The following is a 21,390-nucleotide window of genomic DNA, read 5'->3' on the forward strand; positions in this document are numbered from 1 at the left end:
CTCGGCACCGCCCTCGGTGAAGCACTCCGACGCGCCCTCCCCCACGCACTCCGCCCAGGCCCCGTCGTCGGACGGCCCCTCGGACGCGCCCTCACCGCAGGCTCCGGCGCGCTGGGCCGGCAGCAAGCAGTTCGTGCAGATCGACAACGCGTGGATCAAGGACGGGCGCACCTACCTCTCGGTGCGCTCCGCCCGCAAGGAACCCCTCACGGGACCGATAGAGGGATGGGAGATCATCCCCGGCAAGGGCTCCTACACGACGGTACGCATGGCCCCGGAGGGCCGGGTCCTGCTGTCGGTCCCGCTGGGCGACGACTCCGTCCCCCACACCTACTCCCAGACGCAGTTCATCAGCCGGTGGTGGGCCCAGCCCGCCGCGGACCGGAAATGGACGGGCTACGACGTCAGCTTCGACCTCAACGGCGAGGTGGTCAGGCTCCAGTCGCTCTACCGCCCCTGACCCCGGGCGGTACGGGCGCGGACGGGTCCCGGCCCGAGGAGGACCGGGACCCGGGTGAGCGGGGCGGTCAGGAGGTCAGCGCGGCCCGGCCGCGGTCCGCCCGCGCCGGTCCGGTGGCCGACGGCCGCACGTCGAAGTCGAACATGGCGGTCGGCACGTACAGGGAGCAGCACGCGTTGGGGATGTCGACGATGCCGCTGATGCGTCCCTCTATGGGGGAGGAGCCGAGCAGCAGGTAGGCCTGCTCGCCGCTGTAGCCGAACTTCTTGAAGTACTCGACGGCGTTGAGGCACGCGCGCCGGTAGGCGAGCGTCGCGTCGAGGTAGTAGTTGGTGTCCGTGTCGTGGTCGACGGAGATCCCGATGAAGGTGAGGAAGTCCGAGTAACGCGGTTCGACGTTGCCGGGCATGAACACCGGGTTGGTCGAGATGCCGTACGTCTCCATGCCGCCCTTGATCAGGTCGACGTGGAAGTCGATGAACCCGCCCATCTCGATGGCGCCGCAGAAGGTGATCTCCCCGTCGCCCTGGCTGAAGTGCAGGTCGCCGCCGGAGAGCTTGGCGTCCTTGACGTGCACCGGGTAGAAGACCCGCGAACCCCGCGTGAAGTTCTTGATGTCGTGGTTCCCTCCGTTCTCACGGGCCGGCACCGTGCGGGCGCCCTCCGCGCAGATGCGCGTGGCGAGGTCCCCGGTGGCCGTGCCGGCGAGCGCGTGGGAGGGGTCCGGAGGGACGGCCAGCGGCGGGACGCGTTCGGGGTCGGTGTCGATGAGCGCCTTCTCGCGTGCGTTCCACCGGCCCAGCAGCTCGGCGGAGGGGGCGGTCCCGAACAGCCCGGGGTGGGTGATGCCGGTGAAACGGATCCCGGGCAGGTGCCGGGAGACCGCCTGCTGACCGTGGAAGTCCCACACCGCCTTGTAGGCGTCGGGGAAGTAGTCGGTCAGGAAGCCTCCGCCGTTGGCCTTGGCGAAGATGCCGGTGTACCCCCAGCCCTGGCCCGCGGCGTCCCCGCTCTGCTGGGGTACGGGGCCGAGGTCGAGGATGTCGACGACGAGCAGGTCGCCCGGCTCGGCGCCCTCCACGCCGATCGGGCCGCTGAGCATGTGGGGGATGGTGAGGTCGATGTCGCGGACGTCGTTGGCGGAGTCGTTGTTGCCCACCTGGCAGTCGGTCCAGTCCCGGCACTCCATCCGGAACTCGGCTCCGGGCTTCACCATGGCGGCGACGGGGATGTCAGGGTGCCACCTGTTGTGTCCCGGGGTGTCCTGATCGCGCATCGACTTGGTCTGGTCCACGCTGAAAACTACTTCGGGCATGACAGCCTCTCTTTTTCTGATCCGGTCAGGACGGTGCGCCCACGCCTCCGGCCCGTCGGGCCGGGAGGGCGGACGCCTAACCCGGCGACCCGGACGACGCGGCGGCGCGGGCCTGTGCGCGCGACTTCCTGGTGAGCGGCCACAGCGCCGCGAACACGACCACGCCGAAGGCACCCAGGGCGATGGCGATCTCCGTGGTGTGCTTCCAGTAGCCGGACAGCAGCAGTGCCGCGGGGATCACACCGGTGACCCAGCCCTCGATCGCCGTCACCCAGCCGACATAAGTGCCGAGCTCCGTTTTCCTGAGACCGAGCAGCAGGAAGAACAGACCCCACAGGAACGCCCAGTACAGCCAGATGACACCGAACGGGTAGTCCTTGAGGAGATGGAAATTGGCGAACGAGTACCCGAGGGCGACAATCGCCACGAACAGGGAGTACCAGCCGACGCAGATGTTGTCGATGTTCGCGAGGATGACGATACCCACGTACAGGTAGGTGAATCCGAAGAGGTAAATCCCGGATGCCGCCAGGATCTTGTCCTGGTCGCCGCCGGCCGTGAAGATGAGGTACGTCGGGGTCAGCACCTGCAGTGCACCCACGAAGAGGTTGAACACCGCCGCCGACTTGGGGTCGACCTTCTGCAGGAGCAGCAGGCCGTTCATGAAGAGCACCGCACCGACGAAGAGCAGTCCCACGTTCGCCACGGGGACGCACCTCCTAAGTCCGCGTGGGGACGGATTGCCGCCGGGGCGCCTCCTGATCCCGCCTGGGCGGGAGGAGCGTCCGCGCTCCGGCGTCGGCCCCCCTGAGCACCTCTGACGCGCCGATCACCGCCCTCGGACTAGGGCTTGGGCAGCCGGGACAGCGCCGGATGGGGCCGCGGCGCCGGCCGCTCGCGCGGCGGTGGGGCGGACACGACGTCCGGCATCTCACGGGACTTCTCCTCCCGTTCGCGGGAGGTGGCGAGCCCGTGCGGCGTGAGGGCGAGGGAGGGCGAGGAGAACACGCGCCTGGACTCGCCCGCGCAGGCGGGGCAGTCGTACGCGTCGGGTGCGGAACCTATCGCGAGCTTGACGTCGAAAGGCCCGCAGTTGCTGCAAAGGTATTCATAGGTCGCCATGAAGTTGCCTCCGGTCGTCGGCGCACCCAGGTCAACCTCGACGTCTGCGACACACCCCGTTGAGCGCACGCCGGGGAAACAATCCCTATATCAAGGAGACGCCACGGCAAGACAGTTGTCAAGGTCGGCAGGAGACGTCCGGAGCACGCCCCGAAGGGAGTTCCGGAGTTCCCTTTCCGCCGCCATCGGAAACACCGGATTCCATTCACTCGCCCTTCTCCCGGTCCGTTCGCCGGGAATACCTCGTCGCCGGCGCGACCGCATTCCAGGCCTCGCGGAGGGGGCGCCCGGAGGCCTTCCCGGCGCGCCGCGCACCCGCCCGCCGGGGCCGGACCGGGCCGGTTGCGCCGCCCTGCCCGGGCGCGGGGCGCCCGACCCGGGCGGTATGACCGCTGTGAGGCGGTTCACTGCGCTTTTCCTGGACGGATACCACTCGCGGCTTTAGCGTTCATATGCATCGGCCTTTTCCGTGAATGCAGTGGCAATGGCGCCTCGCTCATCGGACGGCACACAACGCTTCGCACGGAACAAGGCGAACGCCGGAGAGGTGGACAATGAGCATGGACGCCGTGTGGGTCCGTGGCGTGAACGGGCTTCAGATGCACCACGTCACCGACCTCCAGGACGCCGGCAGGTTCCTGGGCAACGCAGCCATGGCCCTGCGGGCCGCCCACGTGCGGACCGGCGCAGAGCACTACGAGGGCCTCGCCGCCGAGCTCAGGGCCCTGGTCACCCGGGTACGGGAGCTGGAGGACCAGGCCCGCTCCGCGATGCACGAGCTGCACGAGACCGACCCGGAGCGCTTCGTCCGCTGCCGCGAGGGCCACGAGCCCTGGCCCGGCGAGATCCAGGCCGGGTTCATCCCCCGCCACACCTGCCGCGACGAGTGCCTCTACCACGACCGCGGCGTGCTCGAGGCGATCACGCAGTGCACCTGCGGCAGGCCGCCCTGCCAGGCCTGCGAGATCGGCGGGAAGCCCGTGATGAACTGATCCACCGCACTTCGCGGCCGCCCCGGGCGGCACGAGGGCCCCGGCCTCCGACGAGGCCGGGGCCTTCGTCATGCTCACCGCCCCGATCCGGATCCCGTACCGCGACGCCCCGCTCCCGTCGCGCGACCGGGCCGGCTAAGCGAGGAGGCTCAGCAGCAGCACGAGAACGACCAGCGCGCCCGCCGCGATCGCCAGGCCGCGGGTGACCCGGCTGCGGGAGGGCAGCCCGAGCACCTCGATGCCGGTGGTCCCGGGGAAGGCGTAGAAGACGCGGTCGGGGTCGGTGGGGAGGGTGATGCGGGCGAGGGGCAAGTGACGCAGGACGACGCGGCGGTGGGCCTCGCCGGCGCGCGGGGCGAGGTGCGGGACGAGCGCCTCGGTGTGCGTGGCGTCGAGGTCGCCGGGCAGGGGGTCGTCGCCGGTCAGCACCTCCTTGCGCCACCGGCCCGACCGACGGGTGCGGCGGCGGACGAGGAAGGGGGGCCGCTTGCGGGGACGGCGCACCAGCTCCTCGCGGCTGCGCTGCTCGATGAGGCCGCCGACCCAGGTGGTGACGACCCCGCTCCCCCCGCAGGCCTCGTGCGCGACGGTGCCGCCGCCCTTGCACTTGGGGCAGTCGACGAGGCCCGTCCCCTTGCACTGGGCGCACTGCGTGCGGCCCCGCCCGGCACAGGTGGGGCACGCGGCGTCGGGGCGCCGGCACTTGGCGCAGCGGACGCGTCCGGGGACGGTGCGGGCCGCGGGCGCCGCCGCGGCGCGGTCGCCGGCGCGGTCCTTGGTACGCGGCCGCCGTCTGCCGGTGCCGTCGCACTCGGTGCAGGGCTCCAGCCCGCGGCAGTCGGGGCAGGCCGTGGTGGGGTCACAGGGGAGCCGGCCGCGGCCCTCGCAACGCCTGCAGGCCCATTCGCCGTTGCCGCACTCGCAGGTGTTGTGGCGTACGGATCCCTCGCGCACGAGCTCGATCCGGCGCAGGGTGCCGTGCTCCCCGGGCGGGCCGGGCCGGTGGCCGTCGAGGTGCGTGTAGGTGGGGAGCGCGGAGAGGTCCTTGCGGCCCTTCACGGTCCTGGCGGTCTCCGTGCGGGTCTCCGTCGTGCGGCGGATGCGGCAGTCGAGGAGGGAGTGCCAGGTGAGGTCCGCGCCGGCGGAGGAGCCGGGGCCGACGGCGCCGCCGTCCCCGGACAGGTGCCGCGCCAGGGCCTGGAGCATCTCGTCGTCGGACGGCGTACCGGACGGGTCCTCGGCCATGACGACCACTCCCCTCGACGGGCGCGAGGCGCGCTGTCGGCAGGGTACGGGTGACCTGACGCTCCATCAAGATCCGGGACCGGGAGGGATCTTGCGACCCCTCCCCGCCGCCCGCTCAGCTCTCGCCGGTGGTGCTGCCGCTCCCGTAGGGACGGGTGATGACCTCCATGCCGTGCCCGGCCGGGTCCATGAAGTAGACGCCGCGGCCGCCGTCGTTGTGGTTGATCTCCCCGGGCCGCTTGCCGTGCGGATCGGCCCAGTAGGTGAGTCCGGCCTCCTGGATCCTGCTCAGGATGCCGTCGAACGCGGCCTCGGGGACGAGGAAGGCGTAGTGCTGCATGACGATCGTCTCCGCCGGGACGGCGGCGAAGTCGAGGGTGACGCCGTTGCTCAGCTGCAGGGGGACGAACGGGCCCCATGCCTCGCCGGCCCGCAGGCCGAGGATGTGCGCGAGGAAGTCGGCGGATTCCCGGTTGTCCCGGGCGTGGACGATGGTGTGGTTCAACTCGACTGACACGGTGGGATGCCTCCGTAAGGCATTCTCACGGGCACCTCCATGCCTCACCCGGCCGGTGACCGGCACGCGATGCCGTGTCCTCGATCCTATGCCGGGCCGTAATCCGGTGGGCCGGGGACCGTCGCGGCCCGTACGGTGGACGGCCGGACCGAGCGGGGAGGACGACGATGACGGACACGATGACGCTGTGGCGACCCACCGGGCCGCAGGAGCTGGCCCTGGTCGAGGCGTCGGGGTGGCGGGAGTGGCCGCCGCGGCTGCCCGAGCAGCCGCTCTTCTACCCGGTGCTCGACGAGGACTACGCGATCCGGATCGCCCGCGACTGGAACGTCCCCGCCTCCGGCGCCGGTTACGTGACGCGCTTCGAGGTCGAGGCCGGGTTCGCCGCCCGCTACCCGGTGCGCCAGGTGGGCGGCCGGACGATCCTCGAGCTGTGGGTCCCGGCGGAGGAACTCCCGGAGTTCAACCGGCACATCGTGGGCCGGATCGAGCTCGTCCACGAGTTCCTGGCCGCGTAGCGGCGGGGCCTCCGGCAGGCGCCGCCGCCGCGCTCACCCCCGGCGTCCCCGGGACCCGCTGCCCGCGGACGGGGGCTGCCCCGCGTCCGGAGCGACCGGGCGGAACTGGGGGCCGTAGGTGTGGCGCCCGTCGCCGAGCGGGATCTCCATGAGGGCCAGGGCGGGCTCCTCCAGCTGCTCCATCGTCTTGATCGCGCGGTTGAGCGCACCGTGGTCCGCGGACTGCCAGGCGGCCTCCAGGTCGCGCAGCAGTTCGCCGTAGGCGCTGTCGAAGCGGCGCAGCAGCGTCGCGGCCTCGCGCGGCGGGTGGGGCCAGCCGCCCTGGGGGACCACGCCCATGGGGTGGACGTCCGGGAAGGGGACGGGCGGCCCGCTGAAAGCCCACACGCCGTCCTCCTCCTCCAGGGTGCGGCCGTGGTAGATCTCGGCGAAGGCGTAGTAGTGCGCCACGTCGCGGTGGCCCCCGGTGGCCTCGCCGGACGGCGCCTCGGGGGAGTCCGAGCTGCCCTCGCCCTGCTCCTTGATGATCTCCACGGCGGCGACGACGTCGTCCAGGTTCCGCATCGGGCGCAGTTCGTCGGGGCCGATGCGCTGGCCCATCTGACCGCGGACGCTGAGCTCGGGGCGGTGGTCGAGGAAGGCGGTGACGAGCCCGTCGTAGAAGTCGCCGATGGTCGGCGGCCCGGCGGACGGCTCGGGCAGCGGGGACTCCGGGGTCTCGATGGCCATGAGGACGTCCCGCACGTACGCGCGGGTGAGCCCGGAGAGGTACACCGTCAGGTTGCTGCGCACGCCGCCGGGCAGGGGGGCGGGGTACTCGGGGGTGACGGAGGCGATCCGCGGCCGCCCGCCCACGGCGACGAGCATGTTGCAGGCCAGCCCCATGTGGAACATCTCGTCGGTGACGATGCCGCGGATCAGGTTGGCCACCGTGTCGGACCGGTCCCGCACCGACCACCAGGCGCACAGGTACGGCGGGATGGTGGCGAGTTCCAGCTCCACGGCCACCTGCAGGGCCTGCCGCAGCCAGTCGTCACGGCGGGACGGCGCGGGGACGGCCAGCAGACGGGCGACCATGCCGTGGGCGGCGGCCGCCGCGACGCCGGGGGCGGCCATCGGTGCCGCGGCGGCGGCGGCCGGGACCGCCGCCGCCGGCAGCGACGGTGCGAGCGGGGCCGCGTGGGCGGCGGTGCCGAGGACGGCGGGGCTGACGGCGGCCGCCGCGGCCGACTTGACGAAGCCCCGGCGGTCGAGGGTGACCGCGGTCCCGTGCTCGTTGTCCTGGTCGTCCACCGGTCCCGTCACACAGGTCTCCGTCCCCGAGAAGAATGGCGCGCGGGAGCCGGCACACGGCGGACCCGCGAGGCTGGCGAAGCTACCAGCCGGGCCCCGGCCCCCGGGCCCGCGACGCCGCGCGCGCCGTGCCGCGCCGCCCGTGCGGCCCAACGTTCCCCGGACGCCGGACGCCGGTGGGCAACCCTGGTCACGCCCTCGTCCGGGATCGCGCCGCGCGCCTGGGCCCGGGCTGTCGGGCCATCACCTCCCGTACCCGTATGGGACCGTACATTCGGGGCATCCGGACGTCAGGAGGTGCTGACGATGGTCCCCCTGCCGGCCGGTCCCGAGGACGACGCGGAGAGCGAGATCGGGCGGCTGCGCGCGGAGAACGAGCAACTGCGTCGCGCGCTGGGCAGCCGGTCGGTCATCGACCAGGCCGTCGGCATGGTGATGGCGCTGACGCCCTGCCCCGGCGACGTGGCCTGGGCGGTCCTCGTCCGGGCCTCCCAGTACGGCAACGTAAAGCTCCGCGACGTCGCCGCCGCGCTGGTGGCCAGCGCGGGGGACCGGCCCCTGCCGGCGGACGTCCGGCGGGCCCTCGTACGGGCCATGCGTCCGTCCGGCTGACCGGGCGTTCCGCGTCAGGCCTCGCCGGCCGCCCGGGTGTTCCCGCTGTTCCCGCTGTCCTCGGCCGCCTCCACCTCCTCGCGGAGGCGGCGGCAGGTGCGGCTGATCAGCCGGGAGACGTGCATCTGGGACAGACCCAGCTGGTCGGCGATCTGGGTCTGCGTCATGTCGCGGAAGAACCGCAGGTAGAGGATCTTCCTCTCGCGCGGCGGGAGTTCGCGCAGCCGCGGCGCGACGGCCACGCGGTCCACGACGGAGTCCAGGCACGGGTCCTCGGCGCCCAGGGTGTCGAGGAAGGTGCGGCCCTCCGTGCCGGGGGTGGCGGAGTCCAGGGAGGCGGGGGCGAAGCTGTCGAAGGCCTCCATGGCGGCCAGCACGTCCTGCTCGCTCATGCGGGCGTGCGCGGCGATCTCGGCGACGGTCGGGGGGCGCCCCTTCGTCCCGACGAGTTCGTGGCGGACGGTACGGACCCGGCTCCGGAGCTCCTGGACCCTGCGGGGGACGTGGACGCCCCACAGGTGGTCGCGGAAATGACGTTTCACCTCGCCGACGATGGTGGGGACGGCGAAGCTCTCGAAAGCGCTGCCGCGTGCGGGGTCGTAGCGCCGCACCGCCTTCACCAGGCCGAGCGCGGCGACCTGCCGGAGGTCCTCGGTGGACTCGCCGCGGTGCCGGAAGCGGCGTGCGAGCCGGTCCGACATCGGCATCCAGGCGATCACGACCTGCTCGCGCAGCGCGTCCTTCTCCGGGCCGTCCGGGAGCGCCGCGATCCGCCGCAACGCCTCGGCGGTGTCCGGGGTGTCGTCATGCGGACGCGGGCGGGCACCCGGGTGCGGGTGCGGATGCCTGGTACGGGGCTGTCGGACGGCCATGGCTGGTCCTGCGCCTTCCTGCGGGGTCCGGGAGCCGCGCCGCGCAGGGCGTGCCGTACGGGAGGACACGCTCCGCGCTCCGGGACCCGGCCGGGGCGCCCCGCGCGTGCGTGCCTCCCTTCCGAAGCACGGGGATCGCCTGCCCGAGGGGGCGGTGCGCAAACCCCCGGCTCCGGGCCCGGTGATGACCCGCCGTCAGGGGGCGACGAGCCGCCGGAGCGCCGGCAGCCGCGACGGCCGCGACCGCCCTGCGGCCGGCCCGGCGCCGTTCCGCCATCCGGGGACGGGACGGACGTCAGCCGCAGGACACCCGCAGGTCGCGCGGACAGGGCATGAAGGGGCGACAACACCTGGCGACAACACCTGCGGACAGGCGCACGACGCGCGGGGGCGAGCGGACCATGGGCATCACCACCACGACGACTCCACACCTCTTGAGCGGCGCGACACTGCGCCGGATCGCCTGCCTGGCCCCGATCGTGCTGGTCGGGTGGTGGGTGACCCGGCACTGGCAGCTGATCGCCGACGGGGGCCGCGGGCTGCTCGACGCCAACCGGGGCTGGCTGCTGGCCGCCGTGGCGGCGACCGGGCTGGCCTGGGTGGCGGTGTCGTTCATGCGGCAGGGCACGGTCCTGGAACGGCTGCCCGCGGGACGGCTGCTGGCGACGCAGTTCGCCGCGGGCGCCGCGAACCACCTGCTGCCCGCGGGCATCGGGGCGAGCGCGGTCAACCTGCGCTTCATGCGGGCGTGCGGGCTGCCGCCCGCCCGGTCCGCGGCGGCCATCGCGCTGTACTTCCTGGCCGAGTGCGTGGGCCGCGGGACGCTGCTGGCCGTGCTGCTCGCCGCGTTTCCGCACGCGCTGCGGCTCGATGGACTGCTGCCCGACGGCATCTCCGTACCCGTCGGCCCGACGGCGGGGGCGGCCGCCGGGGTCTGCGCGGTCGCGGCGGTCGTGCTGGTCGCCGTACCGCGGCTGCGGCGGGTGGTGGTCACGTTCCTGGCCACGGCGTTCACGGACGCGCGGACGCTGCACGCCCGGCCGTCGCGGGCCCTCGCGCTGTGGGGCGGCTCGCTCGCCTTCCCCGCCCTGCAGGCCGCCGGCCTCGTCGCCGTCACGATGGCCCTGGGCGTCCCGGTGCCCTTCGCCCACGTCGCCGTCGCCTACCTCGTGGCCAGCGTCGCGGCGGCGGCGCTGCCCACCCCCGGCGGCGTCGGCTCCGTCGACGCGGCCCTCGTGGTGACCCTCGTCGCCACGGGCGCCTCCCTCGCCGCGGCCACCTCGGCCGTGCTCGGCTACCGCATCGTCACCGTGTGGCTCCCCCTCGTCCCCGGCGCGCTGGTCCTGGGCGCGCTGGTCCGCCGGAAGGTCGTCTGACCCGCACCCCCCCATGACGCGCGCCACCGTCCGCTCGAGCACCGCCCGCCCGCGCAAACCCCGTGGTGGCGGCCGGGCGGCGCGTGCCAGGCTGGCCGCGGGAACGGGGCACGGGAGGGCGGAACACTGGAGCTGCACGAGTACGCGGAGCGGGACGCGACGGGGTTGCGGGAGCTGATCCGCGCCGGGGAGGTGAGCGCGGGCGAGGTCGAGGCCGTCGCGCGCAGGGCCCTGGAGGCGGCGGATGCGGAGCTCAACGCGCTGACGCTGCCGCTGTTCGACCCCGCGCCCGCGCACCGGGCGGACGGGCCGCTCGGCGGTGTGCCCTTCGTGATCAAGGACGGCGGTCCGTTCGTGCGGGGCGTGCCGTTCACCCTCGGCAGCCGGGCCCTGCGGGGTGCCGTGGCGGACGCCGACCACGATCTGATGACCCGCTTCCGCGAGGCGGGCCTGGTGGCGCTCGGCCAGAGCACCGCGCCGGAGTTCGGCCTGAGCTTCGCCACCGAGCCGGTGCGCTACGGGCCGACGCGCAACCCCTGGGACCCGGAGCGCGGGGTGGGCGGGTCGAGCGGCGGGTCGGCCGCCCTGGTCGCCGCGGGGGCGGTGCCGGTGGCGCACGCCAACGACGCGGGCGGTTCGATCCGCATCCCGGCGTCCTGCTGCGGGCTGGTCGGGCTCAAGCCGAGCCGGGGGCGCACCCCGTGCGGGCCGCTCGCGGGCGAGGCGGCCTTCGGGCTCCAGGTGGAGTTCGCCGTGACCAGGACGGTACGGGACGCCGCGGCGCTGCTCGACGCGGTGGGCGGGCCCTCGTACGGCGACAAGTACCCCCTTCCGGCGCCCCCGTCGCCGTACGCGCGGGCGGTGCGCTCCGACCCGGGGCGGCTGCGGATCGCCCTGACCACCGCCGCCTGGACGGGCACGCCCGTGGACCCGCAGGTCGCCGCGGTCACCGTCGACGCGGGCAAGGTGCTGGAGTGGATCGGGCACCGCGTCACCGAGGACACACCGCGCCTGGACGCGGACGACCTCGTGGAGGCCACCGCGCTGGGCGCGTTCGCCAGTGGCGGCGCGCTGCTGCGGGCGGCGCCGCGTCTGGACCGCTCGCTGCTGGAGGCGGTGTCGCGGGCGGTGCTCGCCGAGACCGAGGCGTGCACGGCGCTCGGGCTGATGGCGGCGATCGACGCGCAGCACCGCGTGACCCGCGCGGCGGGCCGCTTCTTCACCGCCTACGACCTGCTCGTCACGCCGACGCTCGGCGCGCTCCCCGCGCCGCACGGCACCCTCGGCCACGACGACCCCCGGCACACGGTGCGTTCCTGGCTGCGCGAACTGTTCGCGTACGGGCCGTTCACGGCGGCCTTCAACGTCTCGGGGCATCCGGCGGTGAGCCTGCCGCTCGGCCAGAGCCGCGAGGGACTGCCGGTCGGGGTGCAGCTCGTCGCCGCCCAGGGCCGGGAGGACCTGCTGCTGGGCGTGGCCGCGCAGTTGGAGCAGGCCGTCCCGTGGCGGGACCGCAGGCCGCCGTTCCTGGTCGGCTGACCTCTTCCGCGCCAGCGGGGCAGCCCGCGCTCAGCTGCTGCTCGGGCTGGTGCCGGTGCCGTTGGTGGGCGGGAACGCGTAGACGTGGTCCGGGGTGACGATCTTGGTCATCGCCTCGGCGAAGAGGCTGCTGGGCTCGCTGCCGCCCACGGCGGTGTCGGTGTTGAGCAGCACGACCATGGTCGCCTTGGCGTCGGGCAGGTACACGGCGGTGCTCTGGTAGCCGGGCAGCGATCCGTTGTGCCCGATCCAGCCGTGGTTGTCGAAGAGGCCGAGGCCGTAGCCGATGCCCGGGTACGAGGTGGGGAGGAAGGTCGTGCGCTGCGCCTGGGTGGCCTTGCTGAGCAGGGTGCCGTCGGCGACGATGCGGGCCCAGGCCCGCAGGTCCTGCTGGTCGGAGACCATCGCGCCGGCGGCCCATGCCCAGGAGGGGTCCCAGTTGGTGGCGTCGCCTTCCTTACCGTCCTTGGTCTGCCGGGTGTAGCCGTGGGCGTGCGGGTTCGGGAAGGCGCGCCCCGCGGGGAAGACGGTGTGCTTCAGCTTGGCCGGATCGAGCACGTCGCGCCGCAGGTAGTCGCCGAACGGCATGCCGCTCGCCTTCTCGATCACCAGGCCCAGCAGGACGGTGTTGGTGTTGGAGTACTGGAAGCGGGAGCCCGGGGTGGCCTGCGAGGGGTGCTGGAAGGCGTAGGCGAGCAGCTCGGCAGGGACGAACCCCCGGTTGGGGTCGGCCTTGAGGGCCTTCTGGAAGTTCGGGTCGTCGGTGTAGTTGTAGAGCCCGCTGCGCATCTCGGCGAGCTGCCGCAAGGTGATGCCGTCGCCACCGGGCACGCCGTCCACGTACCGCGAGACGGGGTCGTCGAGTCCGGCCTTCTTCCGGTCGACGAGGGTCAGCAGCGCCGTCACGGTGAAGGTCTTGGTCTCGCTGCCGATCCGCATGTTGAGGTCGGGCGACATGCGCGCCTTCGACTTCGTGTCGGCCACGCCGAGGGCGCGTACGTAGGAGCCCTTGCCGGGGGCCCACAGCCCCACGATCGCGCCGGGCACGCCGGTCCTCTTGAGGGTGTCCGCCATCGCGCCGTCGAGCTTCTTGACGACGTCGCCGGAGAGCGCCGGGAAGTTCCCGCCGGCGCCCGGTGACCCGCTGGGGGAGGCCTGCGCGGGGGACGCGGACGCGGGGGACGCGGACGCGGGGGACGCGGACGCCGGGGAGGCGGAGGCCGGGCCCGCCGTGCGGTCCTCCTCCTCGGCCCGCGCGAGCGGCGAGGCCGGAGCCGACCTCGCCGTCCGGGTGCCCTCGGGGGAGCGGGTGGTGTCCGCGGGCCCGCCGCACGCCAGGGCCGTGGGGAGCGCGGCGGCGGCCAGGACCGCGGCGACGGCCTTGCGCACGGTGCCGCGGAGCCTGGGCGGACGGGCGCACGGGTGCGTCATGTCAGTGCCTTTCGGCCGTGGGGACGGGGCGGGGCGGGGGCACGCCATCGCGAACGTAAGCCGCCGGCCGCGGTGCGGCGACCGGGCGGCGGGGGGCGCGCGGCCGAGCGGGTGACGTCCGTCGCGGAGGCGGGTCTTGACGGTGCGTCGGCTCATTGGTTGAGTGGCTCATCCACTGACCCATGGAGGTGTGATGGAAGCGCTGCCGCGCACGTCGATCGTGGACGTCCTGGAGGACCGGATCCGCGAGGAGATCCTCACCGGCCGCCGTCCCGCGGGGAGCCTGCTGCCGCCCGAGCGCACGCTGGCCGAGGGGTACGGCGTCACCCGCACCACCCTCAAGCACGCCTTCGGGCGGCTGGTCCAGGCCGGACTGCTGGAGACACGGCACGGCGTCGGTACCCGGGTCCGGGACTACGAACGCCTCGGCGGCGCCGACCTGCTGCCCATGCTCGTCCGGCACGACGCGCGCTGGCTCTCCGAGATCTTCGAGGTGCGGCGCGGGGTGGGCGCCCTGATCGCCGGCGCGGCGGCGACCCGGGCGAGTGGCGCCGCACGGACCAGGCTGCGGGACCTGGTGGAGGCCGTGCGCACGGCCGGGGACCCGGACGCGGTGCAACTGGCGGACGCCGAGGTGCACCGGGCGCTGGCCCGCGCCACCGGCAACCGCGTCTACGTGCTCCTCACCAACACCCTGTTCAACGCCTACCTGCCGATGCGCCGTCACCTCGCCGGCCCCTTCCAGGACGCGGAGGAGGCGTACGGACGGCTGGCGCCGGTGGTCGCCGCGGTGGAGGAGGGGGACGGTGCGGCCGCCCGAGCAGCGGCGGAGGCGTATCTGACGGCGACCGAGGAGATCATGCGCGAGGGACTGAAGTCCCGGTGAGCGCGGGACGGGGGACGGTCTTCGCCGAGACCATGACGGGGACCGTACAGCTGCGCGGCGAGGACCGGGAGCGGCCGGTACGGCTGGAGCTGACGGCGCGCAGCGACGACCTGCTGCTGCCGCACCGCACGACCGTGGCCCGCGCCACCGGGCGGCTGCGCATCGCGGGCCGCGCCGACGCCGCCGCCACCGGCACGCTGGAGGTGTCGCCGCTGGCCCGGCGGCGCATCCACTACCGGCTGGAGTTCGCACTCGACGGCGAGCGCCACCTCCTGGAGGGCTGGAAGTCCGTCACCCCGCGGCGGCCGCTGGCCTCGATGACCACGCTGCCCTTCACCCTCACCGCCGGGGACGTCCCGGAGCCGGCCGGCAATGGCACGCTGCGCTTCCGCACGGCGACCTCGCTCGTGCCGTTCCTGGCGAGCTTCCGCTTCCCCCGCCGGGACGACCCCCGGGCGCAGTGGGCACCGCGCTGGGACGGCGCCGCGGGCCGCACCGAGGTCTGGTACACCACGGCCACCGACCCGGCGACGGGCACCGGCCTGTGGCTCCACCACGAACTCGTCGCCCCCGCCGACGGATCCCCCGCCTTCGCCCACGGCTGGGCCGCCGTCTTCCCCCCGGACGGCAAGGGCCCGGTGGAGCACGCCCGCTTCGGCCCGTTGCCCTGGCGTGCCGCGACGGGCGCCGAGGGCTTCACGGCGGACGGCGTCGAGGCCGTCCCCGGCCGGTTGCGCGGCACGGCGGGCGACCTCACCTGGGACCTCACCGAGGACGCCGGCACCGATCAGCCGCTGTACACCTTCCCGCGCTGGTCGTGGCGGCATCCGCTGCTGCCCGCCGCGCAGATCGTGCCGTCGCCCCGCGCCCGGTACACGGGAACCGTCCGCCACGGCGGGGGCGAACTCGCCCTGCGGGCCGCGCCCGGGGCCTCGGCCCGCATCTACGGCCACGGCAACGCCCGGCGCTGGGCCTGGCTGCACGCCGACCTCGGCGACGGGGACGTGCTGGAGGTCGTCGCCGCCGTCTCCACCCGCCCGGGCCTGGACCGGCTGCCTCCGCTGGTGTTCCTGCGGCTGCGCAGGGACGGCCGCGACTGGCCGCGCGGCGGCCTGCGCCCGGCCCTGGGGCGCGCCGGCCTCGGCCGTTTCACCGCCGAGATCGGCCTGCCGCGCTGGACGGTGACCGGCCGCGCCGGCGGGCGGCGGATCACCGTACGGGTCGACCAGCCGGCCGAGCGCACCCTCGCCCTCGACTACGCCGACCCCGACGGCTCCCCCGCCGTGTGCCGCAACAGCGAGACCGCCGACGCCCACGTCGTGCTGGAGCGCAGGGGCCGCGGCGGCTGGCGCACCGAGGCGGAGTGGACGCTCGCCGGCACCGCCCACGCAGAAGTGGGCGACCGGTGAGCGCCGCCGTCCGCGGCCTGGTGGCGGCGCTGCTGGCCGACGCGGGCGACGGCGACTGGACCACGGGCGTGCCGCACCGGCTGGACGGCCTGCTGGCGGCGATGCCCGCGCGGGCCCGGCACGGCTTCCGCGCCGCGGCGGCCGCGGTGGACGCCTACGCTGCGGCGCGCACCGGGCGGCGGCTGGACCGGCTGGGCCCGGGTGAGCGGGAACGGGTGCTGGCGGGCCTCGCCGCGCGGCCCGCGCTGCTGCCCCTGCTCGACGTGGTGAAGGTGCCGGTGCTGCTGGCGGCCGGCACCGAACGGCTGCTGGCGCAGCCGCCCCGCGCCACGGCGCCCGTGGCCCCGCAGGACCCTCCGCTGGACTGCGTGCCCGCCGGCGAGTGGCCTGACCGCTCACGCGCGGACGCCGTCGTCGTCGGCTCGGGCGCCGGCGGGGCGATGGCGGCGCGCACCCTGGCGCGGGCGGGACTGCGGGTGGTCGTCCTGGAGGAGGGCCGGCGGCACACCACCGCGGAGTTCGGACGGCGGGCCCCGCTCGACCGGTTCGCCGAGCTGTACCGGGACGGCGGCGCGACCCTCGCCCTCGGCAACCCCCCGATGGTCGTGCCGACCGGGCGCGCCGTCGGCGGCACGACGGTCGTCAACTCCGGCACCTGCTACCGCACTCCGGACCGTGTGCTGGCCCGGTGGCGCGAGGAGTACGGGCTCGGGGACCTCGCGGACCCGGTGGCCTTCGGCGCGTACCTGGACGAGGTGGAGCGCACCCTGCGCGTGGCCCGCCAGCCGCAGGACGTACTGGGCCGCAACGGCGCCCTCGCCCTGCTCGGCGCGGGCGGCCTCGGCTGGCGCGCGGCGCCCCTGCGGCGCAACGCCCCCGGCTGCCGGGGCTCGTGCCAGTGCGTGGTGGGCTGCCCGTCCGGGGCGAAGCAGAGCGTCCAGCTGTCGGTGCTGCCGCAGGCGTGCGCGGCCGGGGCCCGGATCGTGACCGGCGCCCACGTGCGGCGGGTGCTCACCGAGCCCGACCGGCCGGGCGGCCCGCGCGCCTGCGGGGTGGCGGTACGGCGGCCGGACGGCAGCGAACTGGAGATCCTCAGCCCGCTGGTCGTGGTGGCCGCGGGCGCCCTGCGCACTCCCCCGCTGCTGCGCTGCTCCGGCCTCGGCGGGCACCCCCGGACCGGCCGCAACCTGGCCGTGCACCCCGCCACCAGCGTCGCCGGGCGGTTCGCCGAGCCGGTCGCGGACGGCGGCCCGGCGGTGCTGCAGAGCGTCGGCGTGGAGGAGCTGCACGAGGACGGCATCCTCGTCGAGGCGACCGCCCCGCCGCCCGGCATGGGCTCGTTCGTGCTGCCGGGCGTGGGCCGGGAACTGCGCGCGGAGCTGGAGGACTCCGGACGGCTGGCCACGTTCGGCGCGATGATCGCGGACCGGCCCGGCGGACGCGTCCTCGGCCGCGAGGGCGGCCTGCTCCGCTACGACCTCGATCCCCGCGACGGCCGCCGACTGCTGCGCGCCGTCCGCGCGATGGGCGACCTGCTCTTCGCCGCCGGGGCCGAGGAGGTCCTCACCGGCGTCCCCGCCGCCCCGCGGGCGCGTACGCCACGGGAGTTCACGGCGGCCCTGGAGGGGGTGACGGCACGGCAGCTGCACCTGTCGGCCTTCCACCCCACGGGCACCGTCGCCCTCGGCGCGGACCCGGAGGTGGCGCCGGCCGACCCCGCCGGCCGGCTGCGCGGCGTGCACGGGGTGCTGATCGCCGACGCCTCGGCGCTGCCCAGCTGCCCCGAGGTGAACCCCCAGCTCAGCATCATGGCGCTGGCCCTGGCCGTCGGCGAGGGCGCGGTGCGGGCGGCCGGCTGAGCGGTCAGCGGGGGCGCAGCACAGCGCAGGTCGTCGTGCCGTGCGCGTAGAGCTTCCCGTCGGCCGCGCCGGTCACCCGGGCCTCGGCGGTGGCCGTCGTCCGGCCGACGTGGAGCGCCACGCCCTCGCAGCGCAGCGTGGACGTCCCGGGGAGCACCGGCCGGATCATGTGCACCCCCAACTGCACGGTGGTGTACGCGGATCCGGCCGGGAGGCGGCTCATCACGGCCGAGCCGAGCGCCGAGTCCAGCAGCGTGGCGAGGAAACCGCCGTGCACCGTGCCCATCGGGTTGAGCAGGTGGTCGCCGGGGTCGCCCTCGAAGACCGCGCGCCCGTCGCCGACCTCGACGAAGCGGAAGCCCAGGGTGCTCATGATCGAGGACTCGGGGAAGCGGCCGTCGATCGCGCCCTGCAGGACCTCGCGCCCGGTCAGCGCCAGCAGTTCGGGGGTGGGCTCGGGGCGCGGCTCCCAGGTGTGGGTGCGCGAACGGGTGGCGGTGGCGGCCTCGTACGTCGTCATGGCACCGACGCTAGGCGTCGGCCCTGGTCGCCGGGAGTGGCGTATCCGGCAGCTTGGATACCGTTCCCGACACGGCCTCCGGGACCCCTGCCGCGCCGTGGCGCAGGTCGAAGGCGGGCGACTCGGACCTGATGCGCGGCAGGGAGCGGAAGTTGTGCCGCGGCGGCGGGCAGCTCGTCGCCCACTCCAGGGAGCGTCCCCAGCCCCAGGGGTCGTCGGTCCCGACCGGCTTGCCGTACTTGGCGGTCTTCCACACGTTGTAGAGGAACGGGAGGATCGACAGGCCCAGCAGGAAGGAGCTGATCGTCGAGATGGTGTTCAGCGTGGTGAAGCCGTCGGCGGCCAGGTAGTCCGGGATGCGCCGCAGCATGCCCTGCGTGCCCAGCCAGTGCTGGACGAGGAAGGTGCCGTGGAAGCCGATGAACAGCGTCCAGAAGGTGATCTTGCCCAGGCGCTCGTCGAGCATCTTGCCCGTGAACTTCGGCCACCAGAAGTGGAGCCCGGAGAACATGGCGAAGACGACCGTGCCGAAGACGACGTAGTGGAAGTGCGCCACCACGAAGTAGGAGTCGGAGACGTGGAAGTCCAGGGGCGCCGACGCCAGGAGCACCCCGGTGAGCCCGCCGAAGACGAAGGTGATCAGGAAGCCGGTCGCCCAGAGCATCGGCGTCTCGAAGCTGAGTGAGCCCTTCCACATCGTGCCGATCCAGTTGAAGACCTTCACCCCGGTCGGCACCGCGATGAGCAGCGTCATGAAGGAGAAGAAGGGCAGCAGCACGCCGCCGGTGACGTACATGTGGTGCGCCCAGACCGTCGCCGACAGTCCGGCGATCGAGATCGTCGCCGCGATCAGGCCGGTGTAGCCGAACATCGGCTTGCGCGAGAAGACCGGTATGACCTCGCTGACGATCCCGAAGAAGGGCAGCGCGATGATGTAGACCTCGGGGTGCCCGAAGAACCAGAACAGGTGCTGCCACAGCAGCGCCCCGCCGTTCGCCGGGTCGAATACGTGCGCCCCGAAATTCCGGTCCAGCTCCAGCGCGAGCAGCGCCGCGGCCAGCACCGGGAAGGCCATCAGCACCAGCACGCCGGTGAGCAGCACGTTCCAGGTGAAGATCGGCATCCGGAACATCGTCATGCCGGGGGCGCGCATGCAGATGATCGTGGTGATCAGGTTGACCGCGCCGAGGATGGTCCCGAAGCCGGACAGCGCCAGCCCCATGATCCACAGGTCGCCGCCCACGCCCGGCGAGTGCACCGCGCCCGACAGCGGCGCGTAGGCGAACCAGCCGAAGTCGGCCGCGCCCTGCGGGGTGAGGAAACCGCCCACCGCGATCAGCGAGCCGAAGAGGTAGAGCCAGTACGCGAGCATGTTGAGCCGGGGGAACGCGACGTCGGGGGCACCGATCTGCAGCGGCATGATCCAGTTCGCGAAACCGGAGAACAGCGGGGTCGCGAACATCAGCAGCATCACGGTGCCGTGCATCGTGAAGAGCTGGTTGAACTGCTCGTTCGACATGACCTGCAGCCCGGGGCGGGCGAGTTCGGCGCGCATCAGCAGGGCCATCACCCCGCCCCCGCAGAAGAAGGCGAACGCCGTGCCGAGGTAGAGCGTGCCGATGGCCTTGTGGTCGGTCGTGGTCAGCCATGCCACGGCGGACGCCGTGCGTCGCGGGAACGTGAGCCTCATGCCCGGTAGGTGTCCGGGCCCGCCCGCGGCGTCACGCGGAAAAGGTCACAGCGGCGGGGTGTGATGATCGGTCCCATGGCGGACACCAAGCGGTCATGAGCACGGACGAGACGCGGTCACAGGCGTTCGCCGCTGCCTACCGCGAGCACTACTGGGCGGTCAGCCGCTACGTCGCCCGGCGGACGGCCGGGCCGGCGGCGCACGACGAGGTGGAGGAAGTGGTGGCGGAGGTCTTCGCCGTCGCCTGGCGGCGGCGCGCCGAGCTCCCCCCGTACGCGCTGCCCTGGCTGTACGGCGTCGCCCGCAACTGCCTGGCGAACAGCGTGCGCGGGCAGGGGCGGCGGCGCAGGCTGCTGGACCGGATCGGGAACCACGAGACGGCGCACGGCGCGCACCTCGTGCCGAGCCCCGGCACCGAAGCGCCCGGTGCCTGGGTGCACGAGGCACTGGGGCGGCTCGCGGCGGCCGACCAGGAGGTGCTGCGGCTGACCGCCTGGGAGGAGCTGGACGTCGGGGAACTGGCGGTGGCCCTCGGCTGCGGGCGCTCCGCGGCCGCCATGCGCCTGCACCGGGCGCGCCGCAGGCTGCGCGAGCAGATCGACCGCATGGGGATGACCGTGACCCAGGAGGGGCCATGACCGAGCTGGAGCCGGAGCTGGAGCTGCTGCGCCGTGCCGATCCCGTGCCTGCCGGCGATCCGCGCTGGCGCGACCGTCCCCTGGACGCGCGGGCCGAACTCGGGCTGCGGCGGCTGCTGGCCTCCGGACCGGCACCTGAGGCAGCACCCGGAGCAACGCCCGTCCCCGCGCCCCGCCGGACCGCCCGCCGGGTGGGCGGCCTCGTCACGGGCCTGGCCGCGGTGGCGGCGACCGTGGTGGCCGTCCTGGTCGTCGTGCTCTCCGGGGCCGGCACCACCCAGGCGGTCGCCGCCCCCGTGGCGCTGCGTCCGCTGGCCGGGTCGCGGGAGGTCCCGCTGACCGACGTGGCCGGCGCGGCACGGGAGGCGGCGGCGCGGGGCGGCGGCCCGGGCACCCGCCGCGGGAGCCACGTGATGATGTGGAGCATGGGCATGGAGGCGGGCCCGGGCGCCCGCCCGCCCGTCACCCTGCCCGAGGAGCACCTCACCCGCTGGAACGCCGACGGCAGCGGCACCGAACTGGTCGTCGCCACCGACCCGCGGCACCCCGGGGAACCGGTGATCAGCGACTCCGGCGGCTCCCCGCACACCGTCGCGGACGGCGAGGTGCTGCACCGCGCCGCGTACCCGCCGGGCACCCTCCCTCCGTACGGCCGCTCGGGGACCGAGCCCCCGGACTCCGCCGAGGAGCTGCGGGCGTACCTGGCCCAGGTGTACGGCTGCGCCTGCGCCGGCACCCCGGAACTGGTGGACGCGCTGGCCTCGCTGCTGCAGGACTGGACGCCGGGGCCCGCCGGCACCGCCGCGGTCGACGAGCTCCTCGCCGCCGCCCCCGGCCTGCGGCCCGCCGGTACGGTCACCGACCGGCTGGGCAGGCGGGGCCAGGCCTACGTCCACGACGCCGCCGGGCTGCGCCGCATGCTCGTCCTCGACCCGGCCGACGGGCGCGTCCTGGGCATCGAGGAGACGTACACGCAGGACCAGCCCGAGTACCGGGTGAAGGCCGGCGACGTCATGTCGTACCAGGCCTGGATGGACTGACGCCCGGCGCGCGCAGCGCCGGGACGGGGCGGGGGCCCGGCGCCCCCGCCCCGGCC

At 74.4% G+C, this 21,390-nt stretch carries 21 protein-coding genes; 11 read left to right on the top strand and 10 right to left on the bottom strand.

Annotation, left to right across the window (positions count from 1 at the left end):
- Positions 1–460: hypothetical protein (locus PV350_RS30650; protein ID WP_500337137.1), on the top strand; the 460-nt coding region annotated here is incomplete at its 5' end.
- A gap of 67 nt (positions 461–527) precedes the next feature.
- On the opposite strand, the gene fmdA is transcribed toward PV350_RS30650, so the two are convergent.
- The 3 genes from fmdA to PV350_RS30665 all read right to left on the bottom strand — a co-directional run bounded on the left by fmdA (position 528) and on the right by PV350_RS30665 (position 2,897).
- The gene (fmdA, locus tag PV350_RS30655; RefSeq protein ID WP_499513027.1) at positions 528–1,775 is read right to left on the bottom strand and encodes a formamidase; all 1,248 of its coding nucleotides are present in this window, start codon (positions 1,773–1,775) and stop codon (positions 528–530) included.
- Between the two features lie 76 nt (positions 1,776–1,851).
- On the bottom strand, positions 1,852–2,481 hold the full coding sequence (locus PV350_RS30660) for an AmiS/UreI family transporter (protein ID WP_499513026.1): 630 nt from the start codon (positions 2,479–2,481) through the stop codon (positions 1,852–1,854).
- A gap of 137 nt (positions 2,482–2,618) precedes the next feature.
- Positions 2,619–2,897 (bottom strand): FmdB family zinc ribbon protein, encoded by a 279-nt coding sequence (locus PV350_RS30665; RefSeq protein WP_499513025.1) that lies wholly within the window; start codon positions 2,895–2,897, stop codon positions 2,619–2,621.
- Positions 2,898–3,457: 560 nt separating this feature from the next.
- On the opposite strand from PV350_RS30665, the gene PV350_RS30670 reads away from it, so the two are divergent.
- Complete coding sequence (locus PV350_RS30670) at positions 3,458–3,889, top strand: hypothetical protein (protein ID WP_500337151.1); 432 nt, start codon at positions 3,458–3,460, stop codon at positions 3,887–3,889.
- Positions 3,890–4,024: 135 nt separating this feature from the next.
- Here the strand turns inward: PV350_RS30670 and PV350_RS30675 are convergent, their stop codons facing one another.
- Together PV350_RS30675 and PV350_RS30680 are read right to left on the bottom strand one after the other, a co-directional pair.
- Positions 4,025–5,134, bottom strand: coding sequence for a hypothetical protein (locus PV350_RS30675; RefSeq protein WP_500337138.1), 1,110 nt, complete (start codon positions 5,132–5,134; stop codon positions 4,025–4,027).
- A 115-nt stretch (positions 5,135–5,249) separates the two neighbouring features.
- Complete coding sequence (locus PV350_RS30680; protein WP_499513022.1) at positions 5,250–5,651, bottom strand: VOC family protein; 402 nt, start codon at positions 5,649–5,651, stop codon at positions 5,250–5,252.
- Positions 5,652–5,818: 167 nt separating this feature from the next.
- Between PV350_RS30680 and PV350_RS30685 the strand changes: the two genes are divergently transcribed.
- Positions 5,819–6,169 (top strand): hypothetical protein, encoded by a 351-nt coding sequence (locus tag PV350_RS30685; RefSeq protein ID WP_500337139.1) that lies wholly within the window; start codon positions 5,819–5,821, stop codon positions 6,167–6,169.
- A 33-nt stretch (positions 6,170–6,202) separates the two neighbouring features.
- Here PV350_RS30685 and PV350_RS30690 read toward each other — a convergent pair whose 3' ends face one another.
- Complete coding sequence (locus tag PV350_RS30690; RefSeq protein ID WP_500337140.1) at positions 6,203–7,474, bottom strand: ferritin-like domain-containing protein; 1,272 nt, start codon at positions 7,472–7,474, stop codon at positions 6,203–6,205.
- Positions 7,475–7,768: 294 nt separating this feature from the next.
- Between PV350_RS30690 and PV350_RS30695 the strand changes: the two genes are divergently transcribed.
- Entirely contained in the window at positions 7,769–8,074 is a 306-nt protein-coding gene (locus PV350_RS30695) for an ANTAR domain-containing protein (protein ID WP_500337141.1), read from the top strand.
- A 14-nt stretch (positions 8,075–8,088) separates the two neighbouring features.
- Here PV350_RS30695 and PV350_RS30700 read toward each other — a convergent pair whose 3' ends face one another.
- On the bottom strand, positions 8,089–8,946 hold the full coding sequence (locus tag PV350_RS30700) for a SigB/SigF/SigG family RNA polymerase sigma factor (RefSeq protein ID WP_500337142.1): 858 nt from the start codon (positions 8,944–8,946) through the stop codon (positions 8,089–8,091).
- Positions 8,947–9,347: 401 nt separating this feature from the next.
- On the opposite strand from PV350_RS30700, the gene PV350_RS30705 reads away from it, so the two are divergent.
- Both PV350_RS30705 and PV350_RS30710 read left to right on the top strand, forming a co-directional pair.
- On the top strand, positions 9,348–10,322 hold the full coding sequence (locus tag PV350_RS30705) for a lysylphosphatidylglycerol synthase transmembrane domain-containing protein (protein ID WP_500337143.1): 975 nt from the start codon (positions 9,348–9,350) through the stop codon (positions 10,320–10,322).
- 165 nt (positions 10,323–10,487) lie between these two features.
- Complete coding sequence (locus PV350_RS30710) at positions 10,488–11,861, top strand: amidase (RefSeq protein ID WP_500337144.1); 1,374 nt, start codon at positions 10,488–10,490, stop codon at positions 11,859–11,861.
- Between the two features lie 30 nt (positions 11,862–11,891).
- On the opposite strand, the gene PV350_RS30715 is transcribed toward PV350_RS30710, so the two are convergent.
- Positions 11,892–13,292, bottom strand: a complete 1,401-nt coding sequence (locus PV350_RS30715) for a serine hydrolase domain-containing protein (RefSeq protein WP_500337145.1) — start codon at positions 13,290–13,292, stop codon at positions 11,892–11,894.
- Between the two features lie 193 nt (positions 13,293–13,485).
- Here PV350_RS30715 and PV350_RS30720 point away from each other — a divergent pair, with 193 nt between their 5' ends.
- From PV350_RS30720 to PV350_RS30730, 3 genes are read left to right on the top strand one after another with little or no spacing between them, the layout of a single operon-like run.
- Positions 13,486–14,178 (top strand): FadR/GntR family transcriptional regulator, encoded by a 693-nt coding sequence (locus PV350_RS30720; protein WP_500337146.1) that lies wholly within the window; start codon positions 13,486–13,488, stop codon positions 14,176–14,178.
- On the top strand, positions 14,175–15,587 hold the full coding sequence (locus PV350_RS30725; protein WP_500337147.1) for a tocopherol cyclase family protein: 1,413 nt from the start codon (positions 14,175–14,177) through the stop codon (positions 15,585–15,587). The genes PV350_RS30720 and PV350_RS30725 overlap by 4 nt, the downstream gene beginning before the upstream one ends.
- Positions 15,584–17,446: a GMC family oxidoreductase gene (locus tag PV350_RS30730; protein ID WP_500337148.1), complete on the top strand. Its 1,863-nt coding sequence runs from the start codon at positions 15,584–15,586 to the stop codon at positions 17,444–17,446. The genes PV350_RS30725 and PV350_RS30730 overlap by 4 nt, the downstream gene beginning before the upstream one ends.
- Positions 17,447–17,450: 4 nt before the next feature.
- Here PV350_RS30730 and PV350_RS30735 read toward each other — a convergent pair whose 3' ends face one another.
- Both PV350_RS30735 and ctaD read right to left on the bottom strand, forming a co-directional pair.
- On the bottom strand, positions 17,451–17,966 hold the full coding sequence (locus PV350_RS30735) for a PaaI family thioesterase (RefSeq protein ID WP_499513011.1): 516 nt from the start codon (positions 17,964–17,966) through the stop codon (positions 17,451–17,453).
- 10 nt (positions 17,967–17,976) lie between these two features.
- On the bottom strand, positions 17,977–19,656 hold the full coding sequence (gene ctaD, locus PV350_RS30740; RefSeq protein WP_500337149.1) for an aa3-type cytochrome oxidase subunit I: 1,680 nt from the start codon (positions 19,654–19,656) through the stop codon (positions 17,977–17,979).
- A 95-nt stretch (positions 19,657–19,751) separates the two neighbouring features.
- Here ctaD and PV350_RS30745 point away from each other — a divergent pair, with 95 nt between their 5' ends.
- Positions 19,752–20,294 (top strand): sigma-70 family RNA polymerase sigma factor, encoded by a 543-nt coding sequence (locus tag PV350_RS30745; RefSeq protein ID WP_500337150.1) that lies wholly within the window; start codon positions 19,752–19,754, stop codon positions 20,292–20,294.
- Complete coding sequence (locus tag PV350_RS30750; RefSeq protein WP_499513008.1) at positions 20,291–21,334, top strand: CU044_5270 family protein; 1,044 nt, start codon at positions 20,291–20,293, stop codon at positions 21,332–21,334. The genes PV350_RS30745 and PV350_RS30750 overlap by 4 nt, the downstream gene beginning before the upstream one ends.
- The last annotated feature ends 56 nt before the right edge of the window (positions 21,335–21,390 follow it).

It is taken from the genome of Streptomyces sp. PA03-6a (assembly GCF_033792765.1).
Classification (GTDB): Bacteria; Actinomycetota; Actinomycetes; order Streptomycetales; family Streptomycetaceae; genus Actinacidiphila.